This is a genomic window from Nonomuraea sp. NPDC051941 (assembly GCF_044593615.1).
The window spans coordinates 71975-92721 of the sequence record NZ_JBIUCF010000016.1 but is presented as its reverse complement, the minus strand read 5'-3'; the positions used below and the strand labels follow the sequence as shown (position 1 = coordinate 92721).

The following is a 20747-nucleotide window of genomic DNA, read 5'->3' as shown; positions in this document are numbered from 1 at the left end:
GGATGTGGACGCCGGGCGACGTTTCGGGAGCGGTGGCAGCGGGTAAGGCCGTCGGTAATTTCTGAGCTACCTGGTCTTCAGGAGCCACAGATGCCCCGTGTCACGCTCACGCCGGCCGCCCGTGAAGCACTGCGCGACGACGAAGTGGTGTTCTTCGACTGGCACGTGACCGGCCTCTGCTGCGCCGACGCGGGTGAGTTCTCGGTCCGGCCGTTATCCCGCTCCCGGCTCCCACGGCGAGCGCGCCGGCTCGGCGACGAGGACGAGAAGGTCTACGCCCATCCGACCGCCTGGGTGCATCTCGCCGAACTCCCCGTCACGATCGACTGCCGCCCGCTGTGGCGCTGGCGGCGTTTCACGACCGATCTGCCGCCGGACGCCGGACTGCGCTGCTGCCTGGGGCGACCTCTGTATGGCCCTTCGCATATGGGAGGTAACCGGTGAAGTTACGTTCCATCATCATCTGGACGGCGGTCGCGCTCGTCGGGGCCGTGGGGTGGGCCGTGCTGGCCCTGTCCAGAGGGGAGAACGTCAACGCGGTCTGGCTGCTGGCCGCCGCACTCGGTTCGTACGCCATCGCCTACCGGTTCTATGCTCGTTTCATCGTCCGCAGGGTGCTGGGCGCGGACGACCGCAGGGCCACCCCGGCCGAGCGGCTCGACAACGGCATCGACTACCAGCCGACCGACCGCCGGATCCTCTTCGGCCACCACTTCGCGGCCATCGCCGGGGCGGGGCCGCTGGTGGGGCCCGTGCTGGCGGCCCAGATGGGCTATCTCCCCGGCACCATCTGGATCGTCGCGGGAGTGATCTTCGCGGGGGCCGTGCAGGACATGGTGATCCTGTTCTTCTCCATGCGGCGCAACGGCCGCAGCCTCGGCCAGATGGCCCGCGAGGAGATCGGGCCGATCGGCGGGGCGGCGGCGCTCGTCGCGGTCTTCGCCATCATGATCATCCTGCTCGCCGTGCTGGCGCTGGTCGTGGTCAACGCCCTGGCCAAGTCGCCGTGGGGCGTCTTCTCCATCGCCATGACCATCCCGATCGCCCTGTTCATGGGCTTCTACCTGCGGGTGCTCAGGCCGGGCAGGGTCGTCGAGACCACCGTGATCGGGGTCGCGCTGCTGCTGCTGTCGATCGTGGCCGGCGGCTGGGTGCAGGAGTCGAGCTGGGCGCCGTTCTTCACGCTGAGCCCGTCCGCGCTGGCGCTGTGGCTCATCGCGTACGGGTTCGTCGCCGCGGTGTTGCCCGTCTGGATGCTGCTCGCGCCGCGCGACTATCTCTCGACCTTCATGAAGATCGGCACCATCGTGCTGATCGCGATCGGGATCGCCGTCACGATGCCCACACTGAGGACGACGGCTTTTACGGACTTCGCGTTCAGCGGCAAGGGCCCGGTGTTCGCCGGGTCGCTGTTCCCGTTCGTGTTCATCATCATCGCGTGCGGCGCGCTGTCGGGGTTCCACTCGCTGATCTCGTCCGGCACGACGCCCAAGATGATCCAGAAGGAGACCCAGGTCCGGATGATCGGGTACGGCTCCATGCTGATGGAGTCGTTCGTGGCCGTCATGGCCATCACCGCGGCCTGCGTGCTGACCCCCGGCCTCTACTTCGCGATGAACTCCCCGGCCGGCGTCGTCGGGGCCACCGTGCAGAGCGCCTCGCAGGCGGTCACCGACATGGGCTTCGTGATCACGCCGGAGCAGTTGCAGGCCGCGGCGGCGGCCGTACAGGAGCAGACCCTGATCGCCCGGACGGGCGGCGCGCCCACGCTGGCGGTGGGGATCTCGCAGATCTTCTCCGGGTTCATCGGCGGGGCCGGGCTGCAGGCGTTCTGGTACCACTTCGCGATCATGTTCGAGGCGCTGTTCATCCTCACGACGGTCGACGCGGGCACCCGGGTGGGGCGGTTCATGCTGCAGGACACGCTGGGCAACCTGTGGAAGCCGATCTCCAGGGTGAGCTGGTGGCCGGGGCTGGTGGCGGCCAGCGCCGTCGTCGTGGCGGCCTGGGGATACTTCCTGTACGTGGGCGTCAACGACCCCCTGGGCGGCATCAACCAGCTGTTCCCGCTCTTCGGCATCGCCAACCAGCTGCTCGCCGCGGTGGCGCTCACGGTCGCCACGACGTTGCTGATCAAGAGCGGCCGGCTGAAGTGGGCCTGGGTGACGGGGGTGCCGCTGGCCTGGGACGTGGCCGTCACGCTGACGGCCAGCTACCAGAAGGTGTTCTCCGCCGACCCCACGCTCGGCTTCTTCGCCCAGCGCGACCGGTACCAGACGGCGCTGGATCAGGGGAAGCTGCTCGCGCCGGCCAAGACCCGGGACGCGATGGAGCAGGTCGTGCTCAACTCCACCGTGGACGGGATCCTGGCGGCGCTGTTCGCGGTCCTGATCATCATCGTGATCCTCGACGCGCTGCGCGTGTGGGTGAAGGCGGTCAGGTCGCGTGAGCCGCTGCCGACCACGGAGGCGCCGTTCGAGGAGTCGAAGATCCTCGCGCCCGCCGGGCTGATCCCCACCCGCGAGGAGCGGGAGACGATGGCCAAGGCGGCCCCCTAGAACGCGTTGATGACGCGGCTCAGCGTGGTGTTCAGCTCGGCGAGGCCGTCCTCGCCGAGCAGGGCCGCGAGGCGTCGTTCGACGTCGTCGATCGCGGTGTAGCCGACCCTCAGCGCCTCGTCGCCGCGCTCGGTGAACTCGATGAGCTTGGCGCGGCGGTCGGCCGGGTCGGGCACCCGGCGCAGGTAGCCCAGCTCCTCCAGGTCGTCGACCAGCGCCCCCATCGCCTGCGGGGTCATCTGCGCCTTCTCCGCGAGCCTGCTCAGCCGGATGCCGTCGTGCTCCATGTGGAAGAACACCGCCGAGTGCGCGGGCCGGATGCGGGCGTCGTACGACCTGCCGACCTCGAGCACGACGTCCTGCAGGCGCAGGTACGCCTCGTACAGCAGGGCTATGACGTGCGGTGGATGTGTGGCGGCCAAACCCCTTCTCCAATCGCTCAGGAAGCCTTATATTAAGGCCACCTTAGCAATGGGAGGGTGCGATGAACCAGGAAGAGATCTGGGCCGCCCTCGAGATCGAGCGGCGCGGCGTGGCCGACCTGCTCGGCTCGCTGCCCGCCGACGACTGGGAGCGGCCGTCGCTCTGCGAGGGCTGGCGGGTCCGCGACGTGGCCGCCCACCTCGCGCTCGCCACCAACGTGAACGTTCCGCGGGCGCTGGTGGACTTCGTCCGGGCCCGTGGGAGCTTCGATCGTTTCGTCCGCGACACGGCGGTACGTCACGCCAGGCTGCCGGTCGGCGAGCTCGTCGCTCAGGTGCGCGAGTCGGCCACCTCGCACCGCCGGGCGCCGACGACCAAGCCGCTCGACCCGCTCTTCGACGTGCTGGTCCACGCCCAGGACATCGCCGTGCCGCTCGGCCTCGACCGGGCCATGCCGCTGGAGGCGGCCCGCGCCTGCGCCGTGCACATCTGGGAGCGCGGCTTTCCCTTCCATCCGCAGCGCCGCCTGCGCGGGCTGCGGCTCGTGGCCACGGACGTGGACTGGTCGGTGGGCGAAGGGGACGTGGTCGAGGGGCCCGTACAGGCGTTGCTCCTGCTGATCAGCGGGCGGCCGGCCGCGCTGCCCAGCCTGCGAGGAGCTACAGGCGCAGCTCTGGCGGGAATCCGGTCCACCTGAGCTCGGGCGGCAGGTGCGCCATGTCGTTGAAGAAGAGCACGGAGGACGGGCGGTCGGACGCGTACCGGATGACGGTCAGGGCGGCGTTGCAGTGGTTGAGGCCGAGCCAGCGCCAGCCGGGGGCGTCCAGGGCGGCGCGGACGAGCCAGCCGATCAGGAAGTTGTGCGTGACGACGAGCTCGTGGCGCGTCTCCTCCACCGGACCTGTGAAGAGCTCCTCGGCCTGGCGGACGAGCCGCGCGCCGCCGTCCGCCGGGAAGTTGGCGAGGAAGCCGAGCAACCGGTCCGCGTGCTCCGGCGGCAGCTCACTCCTTGCCGGCACGTACGGGAGGTAGTCCCCGGCCGCCTCCGAGACGCGCACGGGCACGCCGGGAAGGTGCTCGGCGATCAGGCGCGCGGTCTGGGCGGCCCTCGGGAGCGGGCCGTGGTGGACGGCGGAGAGGGGGACGTCCTTCAGCCGCCCGCCGAGCAGCGCGGCCTGGCGGCGGCCGTTCGCGGTCAGGCCGGTCTCGTCCGGCGTGGCCTCGCCGTGGCGGGTGAGGTAGAGGTAGCGAGTCATCGGGCTCCAGTTGTTGACCTCGGACACACGTCATGGGCATCGTAGGGCGGGTGGCCGGCGATGAGACACGTGACGGGGTGGCGCTCACCAACCTCGACCAGCCCCTGTTCGACGGGGCCGGCGCGACCAAGCGCGACCTGGTCGACTACCTCGACGCGGTCGGCGACCGGATCATCCCGGTCCTGCGCGACCGGGCGCTCTCGGTCATCCGCGTGCGGCCGGGGCAGGAGCCGTTCATGCAGAAGAACCTGCCCAAGTACGCCCCCGAGTGGGTGCAGTCGGTCTCCGTGTGGGCCGAGGCGTCGCGCAGGCAGGTGACGTACGCGCTGTGCAACGACCGCAGGACGCTGCTCTGGTTCGCCAACCAGCGGGCGGTGGAGTACCACCCCGGGCTGTTCGTGGGCTCCCATCCCACCCACATGATCCTCGACCTCGACCCGCCCGACGGCAGCGACGCCTTCGAGCTGGCCGTGCGCGGGGCCTTCCTGGTGCGCCAGGCCCTGGACGACGCCGGGCTGGCGGGCGCGGTGAAGACCAGCGGGGCGAAGGGCGTGCACGTGTTCGTGCCCGTGGCCGAGGGGACGGGCGTGGAGGACCTGGCCGCGGCCACGCGCGCGCTGGCGGCCCGGGCCGAGCGGGTGGACCCGGCGCTGGCCACCACGGCGTTCATCCGCGAGGACCGCGCGGGCAAGGTGTTCATCGACTCGACCAGGGCGGGCGGGGCCACGGTGGCGGCCGCCTACAGCCCTCGCATACGGCCCGGCACGCCCGTGTCGTTCCCCGTGGCGTGGGAGTCGCTCGATCAGGTGGTGCCCGCCGACTTCACCGTGCACACGGCGGCCGGGCTGCTCAAGGACGCGGACCCGTGGGCCGAGTCCATGCCCGAGCCGCAGCGGCTGCCCGCCGACCTGGTCGAGGAGGGGCACACGATCCCGGTCGCCCGCGTACAGGCGATGCACGAGGGCAAGCGGCGCGCCCGCGCCCGCCGCGCCGAGTGACCCTCGGCGCGCCCGTGCCCGCCGGGCCGAGTGAACCAACCGGATATGTCCGGATATTGACGCACTAGTGGGCCTTCTCAGTGATCCTCTGCCGGGTTACGTTCACGTGGCGGCTCGGGGGAATCATCGCATTCGTCCACCAGGGGAACCCTTATGCGTCGAATCGCCATCGCACTGATCACCGCACTGGCCCTACCACTGGCTCTGACCACCCCGGCCAACGCCGACGGCCTTGACGACCTCTTCGCCAAGTTGCTCGTCAAGCAGGTGAAGGGCCCGAACGCCAAGAAGCACCTCGACGCCCTGCAGGCGATCGCCGACGCCAACGGCGGCACCCGCGCCGCGGGCACCCCCGGCTACAACGCCTCCCGCGACTATGTGGCAGGCAAACTACGCAAGGCCGGATACAAGGTCACGCTCCAGCCGATCAACTTCGTCGAGAGCTGGACCGAGAACTCCCCACCCACGCTCAACCTCACCGCGCCGGGCTCGAAGACGTACGTGCCTAACGACGACTTCTTCTCCTTCGAGCCCTCCCCCGCCGGTGACGTGACCGCGCAGGTCCAGGCCGTGGACCTGACCCTGCCGCCGACCCCGACGCCCACCTCGACCAGCGGCTGCGAAGCGTCCGACTTCGCCGGGTTCGTGGCCGGCCGGATCGCGCTCATCCAGCGCGGCACGTGCGCCTTCGCCCTGAAGATCCGCAACGCGGGCCGCGCCGGGGCGTCCGGGATCATCGTGTTCAACGAGGGCCAGCCGGGCCGGACCGACGCCTTCCCGCTCGACATCGGCGAGTGGCGGGCCGGGGTCCCGATGATCTTCGCCGACTTCGCGGTCGGCAACGAGCTGGCGGCCACGGCCGGGGCGACCGCACGGCTCAAGGTCGACTCCACCCTCGTGCTGGGCACCAACGACAACGTGATCGCCGAGTCCCGCTTCGGCGACCCGCGCAACGTGGTGATGGTCGGCGCCCACCTCGACAGCGTGCCCGCCGGTCCCGGCATCAACGACAACGGCTCGGGCTCCGCCTCCATCCTGGAGGTCGCCGAGGAGATGGCGCTCTACCCGGTCAAGAACAAGGTCCGCTTCGGCTTCTGGGCGGGCGAGGAGATCGGGCTGCTCGGGTCCGACCAGTACGTCGCGTCGCTGTCGGAGACGCAGCGCGACCGGATCCGGGTCTACCTGAACTTCGACATGGTGGCCTCGCCCAACTACGCGTACAAGCTGTATGACGGGGACAACTCGGACAACGAAGGCTCCCCGGCCGGGCCGCCCGGATCCGATCGGATCGAGAAGCAGCTCGAGGCCTTCTACGGCTCGCGCAACCTGCCCACCGTCGGCACCGACTTCGACGGGCGCTCCGACTACGGCCCGTTCATCGACGTCGGCATCCCGGCGGGCGGAATCTTCACGGGCGCCGAGGGCATCAAGACGCCCGAGGAGGCGGCGAAGTTCGGTGGCACGGCGGGGGTCGCGTACGACGCCTGCTACCACCAGGCGTGCGACACGACCGCCAACATCAACGACACCGCGCTGGACGTGGACCTGGACGCGATCGCGGACTCCGTCGCCCGCTTCGCCTTCAACCTGCGCTCCATCCCGCCGCGAACCGCCCCCGCGGCGGCGGCGCCCCTGGCCGCCAAGACGGCCGCCTGACGGCTCCACACCGGGTGGGCAGCACCCCTGCCCACCCGGGCACCACCTAGGCACCACGGCACTTTGGCACCACCGCACCATCGAACCTTCGCACCACGGCACCACGGCACCACCGGTTCCAACGAGCACCATCTCGGGATCTTCCACCCTCGACCCTCGGATGGAGGCGCCGCAATGCGATCGATCATCGTCGCGGCAACAGCGTTATCCCTGGCCATCACCGCCCTGACGGCCGTGCCGGCGCAGGCCGCAGCAGCCCCGAACATCTCCCTCACCAACGTCAAGGCCCACCTCACCCAGCTCCAGTCCATCGCCACCGCCAACGGCGGCAACCGCGCACACGGCCGCCCGGGCTACCTGGCCTCCGCGAACTACGTACGCGGCCAGCTGGACGCCGCGGGATTCACCACCACGCTCCAGTCGTTCACCTACAACGGCGCCACCGGCTACAACGTCATCGCCGACTGGCCCGGCGGGGACCCCAACGACATCCTCATGGTCGGCGCGCACCTCGACAGCGTCACCGCCGGTCCCGGCATCAACGACAACGGCTCGGGCAGCGCGTCCATCCTGGAGACCGCGCTCGAAGTGTCGCGCCAGGCGCTCCAGCCGGCCAAGCATCTGCGCTTCGCCTGGTGGGGCGCGGAGGAGCTGGGGCTGCGCGGGTCGCAGTTCTACGTGAACAACCTGCCGGCCGCGGACCGGGCGCGGATCAAGGGGTACCTGAACTTCGACATGGTCGGTTCCCCGAACCCCGGATACTTCGTGTACGACGGCGACAACTCGGACGGCACCGGCTCCGGTCCCGGCCCGGCCGGATCCGCGGAGCTGGAGAAGGTCATCCAGGACTACTTCACGTCGATCGGCGTGCCGACCCGGGGCACCGACTTCGACGGCCGCTCCGACTACGGCCCGTTCATCGCGGTCGGCATCCCGGCGGGCGGCACGTTCACGGGCGCGGAGGGCATCAAGAGCTCGGCCCAGGCCACGCTGTGGGGCGGCACCGCCGGTCAGGCGTTCGACGCCTGCTACCACCGCTCGTGCGACACCACTTCCAACATCAACGACACCGCGCTCGACCGGAACGCCGACGCGATCGCGTACTCGGTGTGGACGATCGCCACCGCCGTACCACCCGCCGTGGTCTGGCAGGACACGTTCGAGACGGCCAACGGCTGGACGGTCAACCCGTCGAGCACCGACACCGCCACCACTGGCCAGTGGGAGCGCGGCGACCCCGAGGACACCAACTCCAGCGGCGCCAAGCAGCTCGGCACCACGGTCAGCGGCACGAACGACCTGGTCACGGGCCGCCTGGCAGGCTCGGCCGCCGGTGACTTCGACATCGACGGCGGCATCACCTCGATCCAGTCGCCCCCGATCACGCTCCCGTCCACGGGCCCGCTGAACCTGTCGTTCTCGTGGTACTTGGCGCACGGCTCGAACGCCTCCAGCGCCGACTACTTCCGGGTCCGCGTGGTCGGCAACACCACCACCACCGTTCTGAACCAGGCGGGCGCCGCGTCCAACCGCAACGGCGCCTGGGCCACCGCGACGGCCGGCCTGAACGCGTTCGCGGGCCAGACCGTCCGCATCCTCATCGACGCCGCCGACGCCTCGGGCGCCTCCCTGGTGGAGGCCGGCGTGGACGACGTCAAGATCACCCGCTAACCGCGCGGAGGGCCGGGCCCGTTACGGCCCGGCCCTCGACTCCCTCACGGGCCGGGCCCGTTGCGGCCGGGCCCTCAGCTCCCTCGCGGGCCGGGCTCCACGGCCCGGCCCGCGACGCCCCCGAATCAGGCGGCCTCAGCGGTCCGGTCAGTACGCAACGCCGCCACCACCTTCTCCGGCTCATCCGCGAAGAACCGGATCGACGTGGCCTCCCCCCGGCGGCCGAACGGGCGCACGAAGGCGACCGGCTCGCTCAGCTCCACCGTCATGTTCGTCTGCGAGGAGACCGCCACGCCGAGCCGCCCGTCCTTGACGGTGACCATGCCGCTCTCGTTGTAGTTGCGACTCGTCCGCACGGCGGCGATCCGCTCGACCGGCACGCGCACGTCGAAGTACACGCCGAACCGGATGCGCAGCTCACCAGAGGTGATGACATGCGGCCTGGTGGCGCAGGCGGCGGCCAGCATGACCCCGAACAGCAGCCCGTACACGTCAGCGATCAGCACCGCGAACCGCAGCCACGCCGGCACGTCGAGCGCGACCAGCAGCAGATCGACCACCACGGTCTCGACCGCCATCGCGAACAGCATCAGGGACAGCATGAACGTCTGCGCCTTCGTGTACGTCACGACGGTCGCCCCCGCCGGCACGCCATCACGACACCGGACGATCCACTGCCCGATGGCCAGCAGGCCTTTCAGCTCGAACACCACGATCCGCAGCGCGGCTCTGACCATCGGTCCCCTCACTTTCGGCGCTCTGGGCCCGGTCGATCCCGATTAGACACGTTGACGTCGCGTCAAGGTCAACCCGAGAGGATCCGGTCTTCCCGACTGGTCAGGGGAGGTACAGAAAGTCTTATTGATCTTTGGGAGCCACGGAGACCCAGCCGAGCACGACCGGCAGCGGATCGGCGTCGGCCAGGTCCTCCGGGCCAGCCACTACGCCTCCGGCATACTCGGCTTCGCGGCCGCGGGCTTGTACTTGACGGGCTTCATAGCGGCCTGGACGGACGCGAAGTCGGCCGGGTTGGCGCCCTGGACGTAGCCCGCCGAGACCAGGCGGTGCGCCTGCTCCCACGGCCGACAAGCATCCAGACCGATCACCTCGGTCACGACCCGCCACGGTGGGAGAAAGTGGCAGCCCTCGGTCTGAGGATTCCAACGCATGCGATGCCGCACGTCTTTGGCGCGCGGCAGCCGCTCCTGGAGGACGGCATTGACCAGGAGGCGTGACTGGCGAAAACATCACGTGTTCCACCAACTCGGATTCTTTGTCTCAAGTGCCCAGCTATGGTGAGCCCGTGGGCGAAGATCTTCAGCGGATCTCGGCGGGGCGGTATCGCGTTCTCGGCCCCCTCGGCAAGGGCGGCATGGGTGCCGTGTGGCGGGCGCTGGATGTGGAATTGGGGCGTCCGGTCGCGGTCAAGGAGTTGCAGCTTCCGGAGCACATCTCCGAACAGGACCGGCGCAACCTGTACGCACGGATGGAGCGCGAGGCCAGGGCCGCCGCCAGACTGAAGCACCCTGGGATCGTGACGGTGTACAACCGTCTCGTGGGTGACGATGGACGCCCATGGATCGTCATGGAGCTGATCCAGGGGGGCTCGCTCGAAGACCGGCTCCAGCGCGAAGGACGGCTCCCTATCGGCCAGGTCTCCGACATCGGCGTGAAGATCCTGGACGCTTTGATCGCGGCGCATGCCGCAGGCGTCGTGCATCGTGATCTCAAGCCTGCCAATATCCTCCTCGAGGGCGAGCGTGTCGTCGTCACCGATTTCGGCATCGCCGCGCTCGAGGGCGACACCAAGCTCACGATGTCCGGCGCCGTCCTCGGCACTCCGACCTTCATGTCGCCCGAGCAAGTGTGCGGACTTCCCGCGACGCCCGCGTCCGACCTGTGGTCTCTCGGCGCCACCCTCTACACCGCCGTGGAGGGTCGTCCGCCGTTCTCGGGCCGTACCCTCAGTGCCCTCTTCGTCGCCATCGCGACTCAGGATCCTGCTCCGCAACAGCACTCCGGGCCGCTCACTGCGGTCCTGGACGGGCTGCTGCACAAGAACTCGGCCGAGCGCCTGACCGCCGAAGCCGCTCGTGACCAGCTCAGGCTGCCGACCGGCACGTCCGAACCGCACAGATCGGCGCCCGTCTCGCCGGTGGATGCCGTCGAACCGGCTGTTCTCGTCGACACCTCCGGCCCCGCGTCCTCCAGCATCGCGCCCGTAGCGGGTCCATCGACGAACGTCGCCCCACCTCCCACGGTCGTCGAAAAGCCGATCACAGAGCGGCCGCATCCTCCGCCGCGTCGCCTTGTCCGATCCCGAAAAGTGATCATCCCACTGACTGTGGTTCTCGCGCTCGCTACCAGCGCGGCGGTATGGCTGATGAGAGGTCCCAGCGAATCCGAGCCTCCCGCGACGCAGACCTGGTTTCCCCGGACGGTCAGGCTGCCGATCGAGAACTACGGCTACGGGTTGGCGCTCAGTCCGGACGGGAAGACCGTTGCCCTGGGAGGCGACGACGGCATCGACTTCTGGGATCTCGCTTCACGTCAACGATCAGCGCCCCCCATCCAGCCCAGCGGGGCGCTGAGAGCCGGCGGCAAGATGGCCTTCAGCCCCGACGGGCGGCTCCTGGCCGCGACCGACGACGGACGTGGAGGTGATGACGTCCGCGCCTTCGACCAGGTCAGGTTGTGGGACGTACGGTCACACAAGCAGATCGGCAAGCCCTTCGGCCGGCCGCGCGACACCATCGGCTCGCTGGCCTTCAGCCCGGACGGCCAGGCGTTGGCGACTTCTCACGAAGAAGAAACCCGGCTCTGGAATCTCACCACCCAGCGCCAGATAGGCGCCTCGTTCCCCAACAACGCCGCCGGCCCGGTCATCTTCCTCAACCGGGCCGGAAAACTTCTCGTAACCGACAACGACCTGATCGTCTGGAACATCAAGACACGACGGAAGTCCGGCCGGCCGTTCATGGCCACGACGGTGGGTCTGTGCGGTCTGGCCGCGGTCAGCCCCAACGGCAAGTTCTTGGCCGCCACCATGGATGACGACGAAATCAAGCTCTTCTCGGTCGACTCGCGGAAGAAGATCTCAAACCCCATCAAGATCACCGCTTCGCCCCCGTACGAGGAGGTCATTGCATCCCTCAGCTTCAGCCCGGACGGCAGGCTCCTGATCAGCGCAGGCTCTACCGTACGGATCTGGGATGTGAAAACGGGCAGGCAGGTCGGCCCACCCCTTACCGGGAAGGCGGTGATTGCGGGCTTCGGCCCCTGGAGAAGCGCCGCTGTGTCCCCGGACGGCAGGTCCCTCGTCACCGCCGGCGACGGTGCTCTTGAAGTCTGGGACATCCGCCGTGCTTATCAGTGAAAAGGAGTCTCGGTGAGCGTGGGGCCTGTGCACCTCCTGGCGGACCGGTATCAGATCCAAGGAGCACTCGGCCGGGGCGGCATGGGAACGGTCTGGCAGGCATGGGACACCGATCTGGACCGGGCCGTCGCCATCAAGGAACTACGCCTCTCCGACGACATCCCGGAAGAGGAACGCCGCAACTGGTACGCCCGGATGGAGCGCGAGGCCAGGGCCGCCGCCAGACTGAAGCACCCCGGGATCGTCACGATCTACGACCGCGTGATCGAGGAGGACGGACGCCCATGGATCGTCATGGAACTCATCCACGGTTCTTCCCTCGACGACCTGCTCCGCCAGCGCGGACGTCTGCCCGCGGAGAGGGTGGCCGCGATCGGCCTGCAGATGCTGGACGCGCTGATCGCCGCGCACGCCACAGGCATTGTGCATCGTGACGTCAAGCCGGCCAACGTCCTGTTGGAAGGTGATCGTGTCGTCCTCACCGACTTCGGGATCTCCACGCTGGAGGGCGACGCTCCTCTGACGAGGTCCGGCGCCCTCCTCGGAACCCCGTCCTTCATGTCCCCTGAGCAGGTGCACGGTGGTCCCGCCACGGCGCAGTCCGATCTGTGGTCCCTCGGCGCCACTCTCTACACCGCTGTGGAGGGCCATCCGCCCTTCCCCGGCACCACCCCCGGATCCGTCTTCGTCGCCATCGCCACCGAGCGACCGGACCCCACGCATCATGCCGGACCACTTGTGGCCGTCCTGGACGGCCTGCTGTGCAAAGATCCCACCGTACGGCTGACCGCCCAGGCCACCCGCGACAAACTCACCCACCTCGCGGCCGCCCAAGAAACCCCGCAACCCGTCTTCGGCCGCTCCTCGAAAACCGGTACGGGACCGCCGCCCAGCGGCGTGCCCCAGCGACGCGGACCGCGGACCCTGAGAACGCTTCCCGCCTTAGGGCTCATCGTGACTCTCACCGGCATCTCCGCTGCCCTGGCCATCTGGCTCCAGTCCCCACCCAGCCCGGTGCAGAACAGGTTTCCCAGACTCGCCTGGCTGTCGGAGTCGGAAGCGGACTGGGGGTCTGGGCTGGCGCTCAGCCCAGACGGGACCACCCTGGCGGTGGGAACCAGGACCGGCGTCGAGTTCTGGGACGTCGCCACGCGCCGGAAACTGGGTGACACGGTAGAGATTTCCGGAGTGCACCGCGTGGACGAGCTCGTATACAGTCCCGACGGCAAGAAGCTGGCCGTTCTCAACTATGGCCTCGGCGGCCGGCAGCTCCATCTCTGGGACGCCGTCGGCCGCAAGCCAGATGGACCGGCGCTGATGAGCGGCGGCGAGATCCTGGGAGTCGCCTTCAGCCCCGACGGCAGGACGATCTCGGCCACCAGCACGGAGAGATCGTGGACCGAGCTGTGGGCGGTTGCGTCGCGGCGACCTGTGGGAACGCCGGTCAAGACCGAGCCCCTGGCAGTCTCCATCACATTTCTGGACCCTGGCGGCAAGCTCTTCGTCTCGGACGGCCCTGAGGTATGGGATGCCGCCACGGGCCGCAAGCACCGTCGCCAGTTCCCCATCACTCCCTGTTCGAACAGCGGCTCCCCCTCAGCCCTCGCGCCAGACGGTCAGACCATGGTCATGATGAGCTTTCAAGAAAGGCAGCTCTGCTTCTACTCCACCAAGACCTACACGCAGATCGGGCTCACCCGAGAAGTACCCGAAGAAGCGAAAATGGGCCCGGTCGCCTTCAGCCGGGATGGCGCCATCCTGGCCAGTGGCGGGAAGACTGTCCGGCTCTGGAACACCCGCACCTTCGAGCAGATCGGGCCGGACATGACCCCCGTCGAGACGGAGGTCGTGTCACGCGACGGCGACCGAGTCGCCATCACCCCTGACGGCAACGTCCTCATCAGCCTGACCAGTGCGGGCGTCGAGTTCTGGGACATCAGCTCCGCCCGTTGAGCGATTCCCGGCATCACGCGCCGGGCCGGTCAGCGATCCCAGGACATCTGGACAGGTTCGTCAGGGACATCCTCGGCGAACATACGTTCCAGCAGGTCGGGAAGGCGGACGGGGAGGATCTGCTCCGTACTGCCGCGCAGCTCGTCCAGGGTCCACCAGCGGAAACAATCGAGCTGGGCGCGCCCGTACTCCTACATGCCGGAGGTATCGATCTCCAGGCCGGGGACGCGGTAGTCGGGCGTCAGAGCCAAACCAGGGCTCTATACACCGACAGGCTCAGGGCCAGGGCCAGGATACCGACCAGGACACCCATGGCGCGGCCGGGATGGCGGCGAATGCGCGTGTTGTCCGCCGCGTGTCACGGCTTCTCGGCGGCGCCGCCGCCGGCGCGACTGTGACACAACCATGACGCGGCGCGAACGAGGCGGGGACGCGGCCGGCCGACAGTGGACGGGGTTGACCGGCGGGCGAGTTACGGAGCGTGCTGCGAAGCGATCCGGCCGCCCGCATCGGGACGACGCCGTACGGCCCGGGTGGCCCCGGCACCACGGCGTCGCCCTCATCAAGCAGGGCGAGCCGAACCGGCCGGAGCCGCCGGGACAGAACGTTACGACGAAGGCGATCACGAAAAGGAGAAGGCGTGGCTGATGACGGGAAATGGGACCGGCGTTCGCTGTTTCAGGGCGCCGCTGTGCTGGCCGGTGCCGCCGCGGCCGCGCCGCTGATGGGAAAGGCAGCCACGGCGCTGGCCGGCAGCGGTGACGCCGACGCGCTGTTCAAGGCCGGGAAGTTCGAGCTGGCCGGCCGGGCGTACGAGGAGATCCTTAAAAAGGACCCCACGAACCTGCACGCCGCCCGCCAGCGCGGCTATGTCGGGCTGCTGTCCAACCGGTTCCCCGACGCCGAGAAATACCTCAAGATGGCCCTCCAGTTGGCGCCCGACGACAAGGAAACCAACGGGCTCCTGGGCGACTGCTACATCCGGCAGGACAAGTTCGGCCTGTCCGCACCGCACTGGAAAGCGGCCGGTGAGGACAGCTACGCCAAGTGGTTCGCGGCGGTCAGTGGTGACGCGTACCAGGTCCACGGCGACATCGCGCGGCTGGAAATCAAGCAGATGGACCCGATTCCGCTGGTAGAGGCCTCGGTCAATGGCGGACCGACGAAGCGCTTCATGTTCTACACCGGCGCCCCGAATCTGAGCATGCGGGCGTCGGTGGCCAAGGAGGCCGGGCTGAGTCCCGTTGCCAGTCAGAAGGTGGAGTACGAGAACGGGATCATATGGGCGTACTACGGGATACTGGACTCCTTCAAGCTGGGTGGCATCGAACTGCGCAACGTCCCGGTGGGCTGGTCGTCGACGGAGTCGGGCGAGGATGTCGGAACTGACAGCGACGGCCTGATCGGCACGTGGGTCTTCTACCACTTGCTGACCACCTTCGACTACGCGGGCCGGCAACTGGTCCTGCGCCGCCGTACCCCCGAAACGGCCAGGAAGGCACGCGCCGCCGCCAAGTCGGCGGGCGCACAGCCCCTTCCAATTTGGCTGGCCCGTGAGCAATACCTGCACAGCACGGGCAGCTTCGCCGGCACCGCCGGTTCCCGCACAGGGGTGGTGGGCGTCAACCTCGGCGGAACCAGCGAGATCGTGGCGGGCCTGCGGGGCAAAACGGCCGAGCAGTTGGGAATCCGCAGCGACTACGACCGCGAGATCGGGACTTTCGGCAGCAGCCACCCGGCCGTCGTCTACCCCTGCTACCCGAAGGAGATCCGCCTTGGCAACGCCGTCGCCAAGGAGGTCTACTGCTACACGAACCCCAACCAGCCGGCCAACGTGCCCTGGCCCTATGGGACAGGGTTCGACTCGATGGGCTGGTTTTCCCACTGCTTCTGGAAGCCCTATAACGTCACCGTCGACTTCACCGACATGAACCTCTACATCGCCCGCGGCAAGGCCACCTGATCAGGAGCTACGTGGAGCTGCCGGCTCCTACAGGCGACGGGGTAAGGGCGAACCAGACGCCTTCACCCCCTCGCCCGGTGCCGTACCAGGTAGCTCCCCCGGGCGCCGCCGTAGCCATGCGCGGCCGGAGTCAGGCGCCCGGTGGGGCGACGGCGTCGGGTGGGAGGTGGTGGGAGAGGCGGAGGAGGGTGAGGGCGGCCAGCGCGAGCAGGACGGTGAGCGTGCCCCACAGCAGCGCGGGCGCGGCGCCCAGCAGGGCCGAGAAGGCGGCCGGGGCGACGACGTTGCCGATGGCCCAGGTCTGCTGGTGGATCGCCAGGTAGCGGCCGCGGAGGGCCGGTGGTGCCGTCGCCGCGGCCAGGGCCCATGACGGGGTGGCGTGCATCAGCTCACCCGCCGTGAAGACGAGGGTGGCCGTCACCAGGGCGATGACGCGCGGTGGTCCCGGGGGGAACGCGGCCGCCGCGGCGTACGCGACGCACGACACGATCAGGACCGCCCCGCCGAGGGCCATGGCGTGGGTACGGCGGGCGGCGCGCTGCCGTCGCCGGACCGCGAGCTGGCCCACAGCCACCAGGATCGTGTTGAGCGTGTACAGCAGGCCCAGCAGCCAGGCGGGGGCGCCGAGCACCGTGACGGCGTACACCGGCAGCGCGACCGGAAGGACCAGGCGCGTCAGCGTGAACGCCTGCTCGGCCGCCACCAGCCCGAGGAACGGCCGGTCCGCCAGGACCCGCCGGTACCCGCCCCGCTCCGGGAGCACCGGATCGATCGGTGCGCGCCGCCCCGACAGGACCAGGCAGCCGGTGGCCACGACGAAGCTGGCCGCGTTGACCGACGCGATGATCACGAAGCCGGTCGTGCCGCCCAGCGACACCACCCCCGCTGAGAGCAGCCCGCCCAGGCCGAACGCGACGTTCCTGGCGGTCGACATCAGCGCGTACAGCCGGTCCCGGTCCGCGCCCGTGGCCAGGACCGAGATGTAGCCGCCGGAGGCGGGATAGTAGGCCCGATCTCCGAACGCGACCACCGCCGCGACCACGATCAACGCGGCGAAACCGTCCACGAACGGGTACGCGGCGAAGCCCAGCCCGCGCAGCACGTACGTACCCATCAGCACCCGCCGTGCGTCGAACCGGTCGATGAGCACGCCGGCCACCGGATTGGCGGCCAGCCCCACCGCGGCCGCGGCCGTCACCCCCAGCCCGACCACGGTCATGGGCAGGCCGGTGACCCGGTGGATGAACAGCAGGGTGAGCGGGTAGTACAGGCCGCTGCCCAGGGCGTCCACGAACATCCCGACGAGAAACGGCCGCACGCCCGACTGGCGCTGCGCGGAGGCGATCGACATGTCCAGAAGTATCAGCACGCGCGAGGGCCGTCGCGGATCGGCCGCCCGCCCTAGACGTTCTACGCCGATGGTCCTAGCACCCGGGTGAGCGCTGCGGCGATCCACGTAAAAGGCCAGGTCAGGAACCGTGCGACACGCTCTTTGGGCGAATGGGGCCTATCGCTTGCGGGTATCGGTCGCATGCATCTCCGCCAACACGACCAGGCCTGAAAGGGAATCAGATGACCCAGACCGCAGAGCGTACCGAGACGACTGAGCGCGAAACCGAAGAGCGCGAGGCGTTCGAGTCGCTGATGTTCGCCGCACTCGCGGCCCGCCGCGAGGAAACCACCGAGACGGGCATCGAGCACCCGCTGCTGCTGGCCATGCTCATGCGCCGCCGTAAGGAAGGCGGCACGAGCATGATCGAGCACCCCCTCCTGCTCGCCATGCTCATGCGCCGCCGCGAAGAAGGCACCGAGATGGGCATCGAGCACCCGCTCCTCCTCGCCATGCTCATGCGCCGCCGTAAGGAAGGCGGCACGAGCATGATCGAGCACCCCCTCCTGCTCGCCATGCTCATGCGCCGCCGCACGGAAGGCGAGGAGACCGGCATCGAGCACCCGCTGATGCTGGCCGCGCTCATGCGCCGCCGCAGGGAGAGCGGCATGAACATCATCGAGCACCCTCTCCTGCTCGCCGCGCTCATGCGCCGCCGCACGGAAGGCGAAGAAGCCGGCATCGAGCACCCGCTGATGCTGGCCGCCCTTGCGGGCCGATAAGCACCCGATAACCGCCCGACAACCACCCGACGACCGCCCGACGACCGCGCCCGCCGGCCCGCAAGGAAGAACGCCGTCTCCTGGTTTCCCGGCAAGGGGAAATCGGGAGACGGCTCACACCGACGTAAAGGAGCACCTCATGGCGCCGGAGCAAACCGGTAACTCATCCGAGCACAACCCTCTGGAGTCCATGATCGACGACCTCATCCGCGACATCCTCAGCGAGTCCGGCCAGACCACCAAAGCCCGCACACGCGGCATGGATCCCATGGCGAGCCTGATCGAATCGGCCCTGTCGTCGACCTCGCGTACGGCGTCGAAGGCGTCGCCGATGGAACGGCTCCTGCTCACGCAGGTGTTGTCGTCCGCGTTGGCGGACGCGCTCGCGCCGGCGCTGGCAGACGTCCTGGCACCCGAGATCATGAAGTCCCTGGAGCATCATCTGTCTCCCGGCCCGACCAGCGGCATGGCTTCGACGCGCAGCACCGCCAAAGGAGCAACGGGGAGCAGGAGAAAGACCTGAGTCTCCGGCCGCGGCGACAGGGCCCGGCCGCCGTCCGGCAGCAGCTCCGGGACGGCGGCCGGGCCCTGCTGCCGGACGGACCGGGACAGGCGCCCGAAAACAGGGCCCAGTCGGCTTATGGCGCGTGCTGATCAGGTGGAATCATCGGCGCATGAACGCTGACGTCATCGTCGTCGGGGCCGGGCTGGCCGGTCTGGTGGCGACCTGCGAACTGATCTCCCGGGGCAAGAAGGTCGCCGTGGTCGACCAGGAGAACGCCGCCAACCTGGGCGGCCAGGCCTTCTGGTCGTTCGGGGGGCTGTTCCTGGTCGACTCCCCGCAGCAGCGGCGGCTGGGCGTGAAGGACTCCTTCGAGCTGGCCTGGAACGACTGGCAGGGCAGCGCCCAGTTCGACCGCCTGGACGACGAGGACTCCTGGGCCGTGCGGTGGGCGCGGGCCTACGTCGAGTTCGCCGCCGGGGAGAAGCGGGCCTGGCTGGACGGCCTGGGCATCAAGTTCCTGCCCACGGTCGGCTGGGCGGAGCGGGGCGACCTGCGCGCGGACGGGCACGGCAACTCCGTGCCGCGATTCCACGTGACCTGGGGGACGGGGCCGGGGGTGCTGAAGCCGTTCGTCCGCAGGGTCCGGCAGGCGGTCGGCAGCGGGCTGGTCACCTTCCACCACCGCCACCAGGTGGACGAGCTGATCGTCAGCGGCGGAGCCGTACAGGGCGTGCGTGGCACGCTGCTGGCCGAGGACGACTCGCCGCGAGGAGTGGCCTCCAACCGCGACAGGATCGGCGAGTTCGAGCTGACGGCATCGGCCGTGATCGTCACCAGCGGCGGCATCGGCGGCAACCATGACCTGGTGCGCCGCTACTGGCCGGAGCGGATGGGCAGCGCGCCGGAGAGCATGGTCACGGGCGTGCCGGCGTACGTGGACGGCCGGATGCTCGACATCAGCGCCGAGGCCGGGGCGCGGCTGGTCAACCGCGACCGCATGTGGCACTACACGGAAGGCCTGCGCAACTGGGACCCGATCTGGCCGGGCCACGGCATCCGGATCCTGCCCGGCCCCTCCTCGATGTGGTTCGACGCGCTGGGACGGCGGCTGCCCGACCCCTGCCTGCCCGGCTACGACACGCTGAGCACGCTGCGCCACCTGTGCGGCACCGGCCATGACCACTCCTGGTTCGTGCTCACCCAGAAGATCATCGAGAATGAGTTCGCCCTGTCGGGCTCCGAGCAGAACCCCGACATCACGGGCAACGACCGCAAGGCGTTCCTCCGGGAGCGCCTCCTCGGGAAGGGCGCCCCGGCCCCGGTGGAGGCGTTCAAGCGCAACGGCGCCGACTTCGTCGTGGCCGACACCTTGGACGAACTGGTCGCCAAGATGAACCAGCTGACGCTCGAACCCCTGCTCGACGCCGACCTCGTGCGCCGCCAGATCGAGGCCCGCGACCTGCAGGTGGCCAACCCGTTCAGCAAGGACTCCCAGATCCAGGGCATCCGCAACGCCCGCCGCTACCTCGGCGACAAGCTGGGCCGGACGGTCGCCCCGCACCGGATCCTCGATCCCACCGCCGGGCCGCTGATCGGGGTCATGCTCCACGTACTCACGCGCAAGACGCTCGGCGGCATCCAGACCGACCTCGACTCCCGCGCCCTGGGACCGACCGGCGAGCCCGTCGACGGCCTGTTCGCGGCGGGTGAGATCGCGGGCTTCGGCGGTGGCGGCGTCCACGGCTACAACGCCCTCGAAGGCACCTTCCTCGGCGGCTGCCTCTTCTCCGGCCGCCAGGCCGGCCGCGCCGCGGCACGCTGAGCTACTTCCACAGATAGTCGTGACGCGGCGAGGCCCGGCCGACGAGGACCCCGCCGTCGCGGACCTGCCACTCCTGCTGCCCCTCGACCTCGTGGAACACGAGGAAGAGACCGCAGACGCGATCGCCGTCCGCGTCCGCGGGCGGCAGGGCGGCGATCCGGCGGATCAGCGCGAGAACCTCGCCGGATCGGCTCTCGCGGACGGCACGCGCGTAACAGGCGGCATCGAGCCAGCCCCCTTCGGGGAAGGCCCAGCCCTCCGTCTCGCCCTGCCGGATGATCCGCTCCGCCTCGGATCGTTGACCCGAGAACTCCAGCCAGCCGCGTATGTAGACCCACGCACTCATAACCACATGATGGCTTGCGGGAAGTCGAGAGCATTTGTCGGAATTGCCTGCGAAGGCCACCGCCCGGACGGCAGACTGTTGCCGCGGCCATCACGAGCCTTTCTCCGT

Annotated in this window: 18 protein-coding genes; 12 read left to right on the top strand and 6 right to left on the bottom strand. The window is 69.3% G+C overall.

The window, feature by feature from the left end; translation table 11 throughout:
* The first annotated feature begins 90 nt into the window (after positions 1-90).
* A complete protein-coding gene (locus ACIHFD_RS26545) occupies positions 91-444 on the top strand; it encodes a hypothetical protein (RefSeq protein ID WP_355204211.1) in 354 nt (117 codons plus the stop codon).
* Positions 441-2558, top strand: coding sequence for a carbon starvation CstA family protein (locus ACIHFD_RS26540; protein ID WP_397369143.1), 2118 nt, complete (start codon positions 441-443; stop codon positions 2556-2558). The genes ACIHFD_RS26545 and ACIHFD_RS26540 overlap by 4 nt, the downstream gene beginning before the upstream one ends.
* On the opposite strand, the gene ACIHFD_RS26535 is transcribed toward ACIHFD_RS26540, so the two are convergent.
* The gene (locus tag ACIHFD_RS26535) at positions 2555-2980 is read right to left on the bottom strand and encodes a MarR family transcriptional regulator (RefSeq protein WP_355204205.1); all 426 of its coding nucleotides are present in this window, start codon (positions 2978-2980) and stop codon (positions 2555-2557) included. The two genes, ACIHFD_RS26540 and ACIHFD_RS26535, sit on opposite strands and share 4 nt — an antisense overlap.
* A 62-nt stretch (positions 2981-3042) precedes the next feature.
* On the opposite strand from ACIHFD_RS26535, the gene ACIHFD_RS26530 reads away from it, so the two are divergent.
* Positions 3043-3678 carry a maleylpyruvate isomerase family mycothiol-dependent enzyme gene (locus ACIHFD_RS26530; protein WP_364258989.1) on the top strand — a complete coding sequence of 212 codons (636 nt, stop codon included), beginning with the start codon at positions 3043-3045 and terminating at the stop codon, positions 3676-3678.
* Here the strand turns inward: ACIHFD_RS26530 and ACIHFD_RS26525 are convergent.
* The gene (locus tag ACIHFD_RS26525) at positions 3641-4264 is read right to left on the bottom strand and encodes a histidine phosphatase family protein (protein ID WP_397369142.1); all 624 of its coding nucleotides are present in this window, start codon (positions 4262-4264) and stop codon (positions 3641-3643) included. The genes ACIHFD_RS26530 and ACIHFD_RS26525 overlap by 38 nt on opposite strands.
* 23 nt (positions 4265-4287) lie before the next feature.
* Between ACIHFD_RS26525 and ACIHFD_RS26520 the strand changes: the two genes are divergently transcribed.
* The 3 genes from ACIHFD_RS26520 to ACIHFD_RS26510 all read left to right on the top strand — a co-directional run bounded on the left by ACIHFD_RS26520 (position 4288) and on the right by ACIHFD_RS26510 (position 8562).
* On the top strand, positions 4288-5235 hold the full coding sequence (locus ACIHFD_RS26520; RefSeq protein WP_397369141.1) for a DNA polymerase domain-containing protein: 948 nt from the start codon (positions 4288-4290) through the stop codon (positions 5233-5235).
* A 153-nt stretch (positions 5236-5388) separates the two neighbouring features.
* Positions 5389-6891, top strand: coding sequence for a M28 family metallopeptidase (locus ACIHFD_RS26515; protein ID WP_397369140.1), 1503 nt, complete (start codon positions 5389-5391; stop codon positions 6889-6891).
* Positions 6892-7065: 174 nt separating this feature from the next.
* A complete protein-coding gene (locus ACIHFD_RS26510) occupies positions 7066-8562 on the top strand; it encodes a M28 family peptidase (protein WP_397369139.1) in 1497 nt (498 codons plus the stop codon).
* A gap of 125 nt (positions 8563-8687) precedes the next feature.
* Here the strand turns inward: ACIHFD_RS26510 and ACIHFD_RS26505 are convergent, their stop codons facing one another.
* Together ACIHFD_RS26505 and ACIHFD_RS26500 are read right to left on the bottom strand one after the other, a co-directional pair.
* On the bottom strand, positions 8688-9299 hold the full coding sequence (locus ACIHFD_RS26505; protein WP_397369138.1) for a hypothetical protein: 612 nt from the start codon (positions 9297-9299) through the stop codon (positions 8688-8690).
* Between the two features lie 204 nt (positions 9300-9503).
* Positions 9504-9677 carry a hypothetical protein gene (locus tag ACIHFD_RS26500; RefSeq protein WP_397369137.1) on the bottom strand — a complete coding sequence of 58 codons (174 nt, stop codon included), beginning with the start codon at positions 9675-9677 and terminating at the stop codon, positions 9504-9506.
* A 188-nt stretch (positions 9678-9865) separates the two neighbouring features.
* On the opposite strand from ACIHFD_RS26500, the gene ACIHFD_RS26495 reads away from it, so the two are divergent.
* The 3 genes from ACIHFD_RS26495 (at position 9866) to ACIHFD_RS26485 (ending at position 15854) form a co-directional block, all read left to right on the top strand.
* On the top strand, positions 9866-11938 hold the full coding sequence (locus ACIHFD_RS26495; protein WP_397369136.1) for a WD40 repeat domain-containing serine/threonine protein kinase: 2073 nt from the start codon (positions 9866-9868) through the stop codon (positions 11936-11938).
* Positions 11939-11950: 12 nt separating this feature from the next.
* Complete coding sequence (locus ACIHFD_RS26490) at positions 11951-13891, top strand: WD40 repeat domain-containing serine/threonine protein kinase (RefSeq protein WP_397369135.1); 1941 nt, start codon at positions 11951-11953, stop codon at positions 13889-13891.
* A gap of 640 nt (positions 13892-14531) precedes the next feature.
* Positions 14532-15854, top strand: a complete 1323-nt coding sequence (locus tag ACIHFD_RS26485; protein ID WP_397369134.1) for an aspartyl protease family protein — start codon at positions 14532-14534, stop codon at positions 15852-15854.
* 130 nt (positions 15855-15984) lie between these two features.
* Here ACIHFD_RS26485 and ACIHFD_RS26480 read toward each other — a convergent pair whose 3' ends face one another.
* A complete protein-coding gene (locus tag ACIHFD_RS26480; protein WP_397369133.1) occupies positions 15985-17205 on the bottom strand; it encodes an MFS transporter in 1221 nt (406 codons plus the stop codon).
* A gap of 221 nt (positions 17206-17426) precedes the next feature.
* Here ACIHFD_RS26480 and ACIHFD_RS26475 point away from each other — a divergent pair, with 221 nt between their 5' ends.
* From ACIHFD_RS26475 to ACIHFD_RS26465, 3 genes are all read left to right on the top strand, one after another.
* Positions 17427-17966 (top strand): hypothetical protein, encoded by a 540-nt coding sequence (locus tag ACIHFD_RS26475; protein WP_397369132.1) that lies wholly within the window; start codon positions 17427-17429, stop codon positions 17964-17966.
* Positions 17967-18105: 139 nt separating this feature from the next.
* Positions 18106-18489, top strand: coding sequence for a hypothetical protein (locus tag ACIHFD_RS26470; protein WP_397369131.1), 384 nt, complete (start codon positions 18106-18108; stop codon positions 18487-18489).
* 151 nt (positions 18490-18640) lie between these two features.
* Entirely contained in the window at positions 18641-20293 is a 1653-nt protein-coding gene (locus ACIHFD_RS26465) for an FAD-binding dehydrogenase (RefSeq protein WP_397369130.1), read from the top strand.
* Position 20294: 1 nt separating this feature from the next.
* Here the strand turns inward: ACIHFD_RS26465 and ACIHFD_RS26460 are convergent, their stop codons facing one another.
* Positions 20295-20639: a hypothetical protein gene (locus ACIHFD_RS26460; protein ID WP_355204180.1), complete on the bottom strand. Its 345-nt coding sequence runs from the start codon at positions 20637-20639 to the stop codon at positions 20295-20297.
* Between the last annotated feature and the right edge of the window lie 108 nt (positions 20640-20747).

Bases quoted from the DNA above. Each gene is read 5' to 3' on its own strand.
- ACIHFD_RS26545 (WP_355204211.1), top strand. From the start codon at position 91: ATGCCCCGTGTCACGCTCACGCCGGCCGCCCGTGAAGCACTGCGCGAC.
- ACIHFD_RS26530 (WP_364258989.1), top strand. From the start codon at position 3,043: ATGAACCAGGAAGAGATCTGGGCCGCCCTCGAGATCGAGCGGCGCGGC.
- ACIHFD_RS26515 (WP_397369140.1), top strand. From the start codon at position 5,389: ATGCGTCGAATCGCCATCGCACTGATCACCGCACTGGCCCTACCACTG.
- ACIHFD_RS26510 (WP_397369139.1), top strand. From the start codon at position 7,066: ATGCGATCGATCATCGTCGCGGCAACAGCGTTATCCCTGGCCATCACC.
- ACIHFD_RS26505 (WP_397369138.1), bottom strand. From the start codon at position 9,299: ATGGTCAGAGCCGCGCTGCGGATCGTGGTGTTCGAGCTGAAAGGCCTG.
- ACIHFD_RS26480 (WP_397369133.1), bottom strand. From the start codon at position 17,205: ATGTCGATCGCCTCCGCGCAGCGCCAGTCGGGCGTGCGGCCGTTTCTC.
- ACIHFD_RS26475 (WP_397369132.1), top strand. From the start codon at position 17,427: ATGACCCAGACCGCAGAGCGTACCGAGACGACTGAGCGCGAAACCGAA.
- ACIHFD_RS26470 (WP_397369131.1), top strand. From the start codon at position 18,106: ATGGCGCCGGAGCAAACCGGTAACTCATCCGAGCACAACCCTCTGGAG.
- ACIHFD_RS26465 (WP_397369130.1), top strand. From the start codon at position 18,641: ATGAACGCTGACGTCATCGTCGTCGGGGCCGGGCTGGCCGGTCTGGTG.
- ACIHFD_RS26460 (WP_355204180.1), bottom strand. From the start codon at position 20,639: ATGAGTGCGTGGGTCTACATACGCGGCTGGCTGGAGTTCTCGGGTCAA.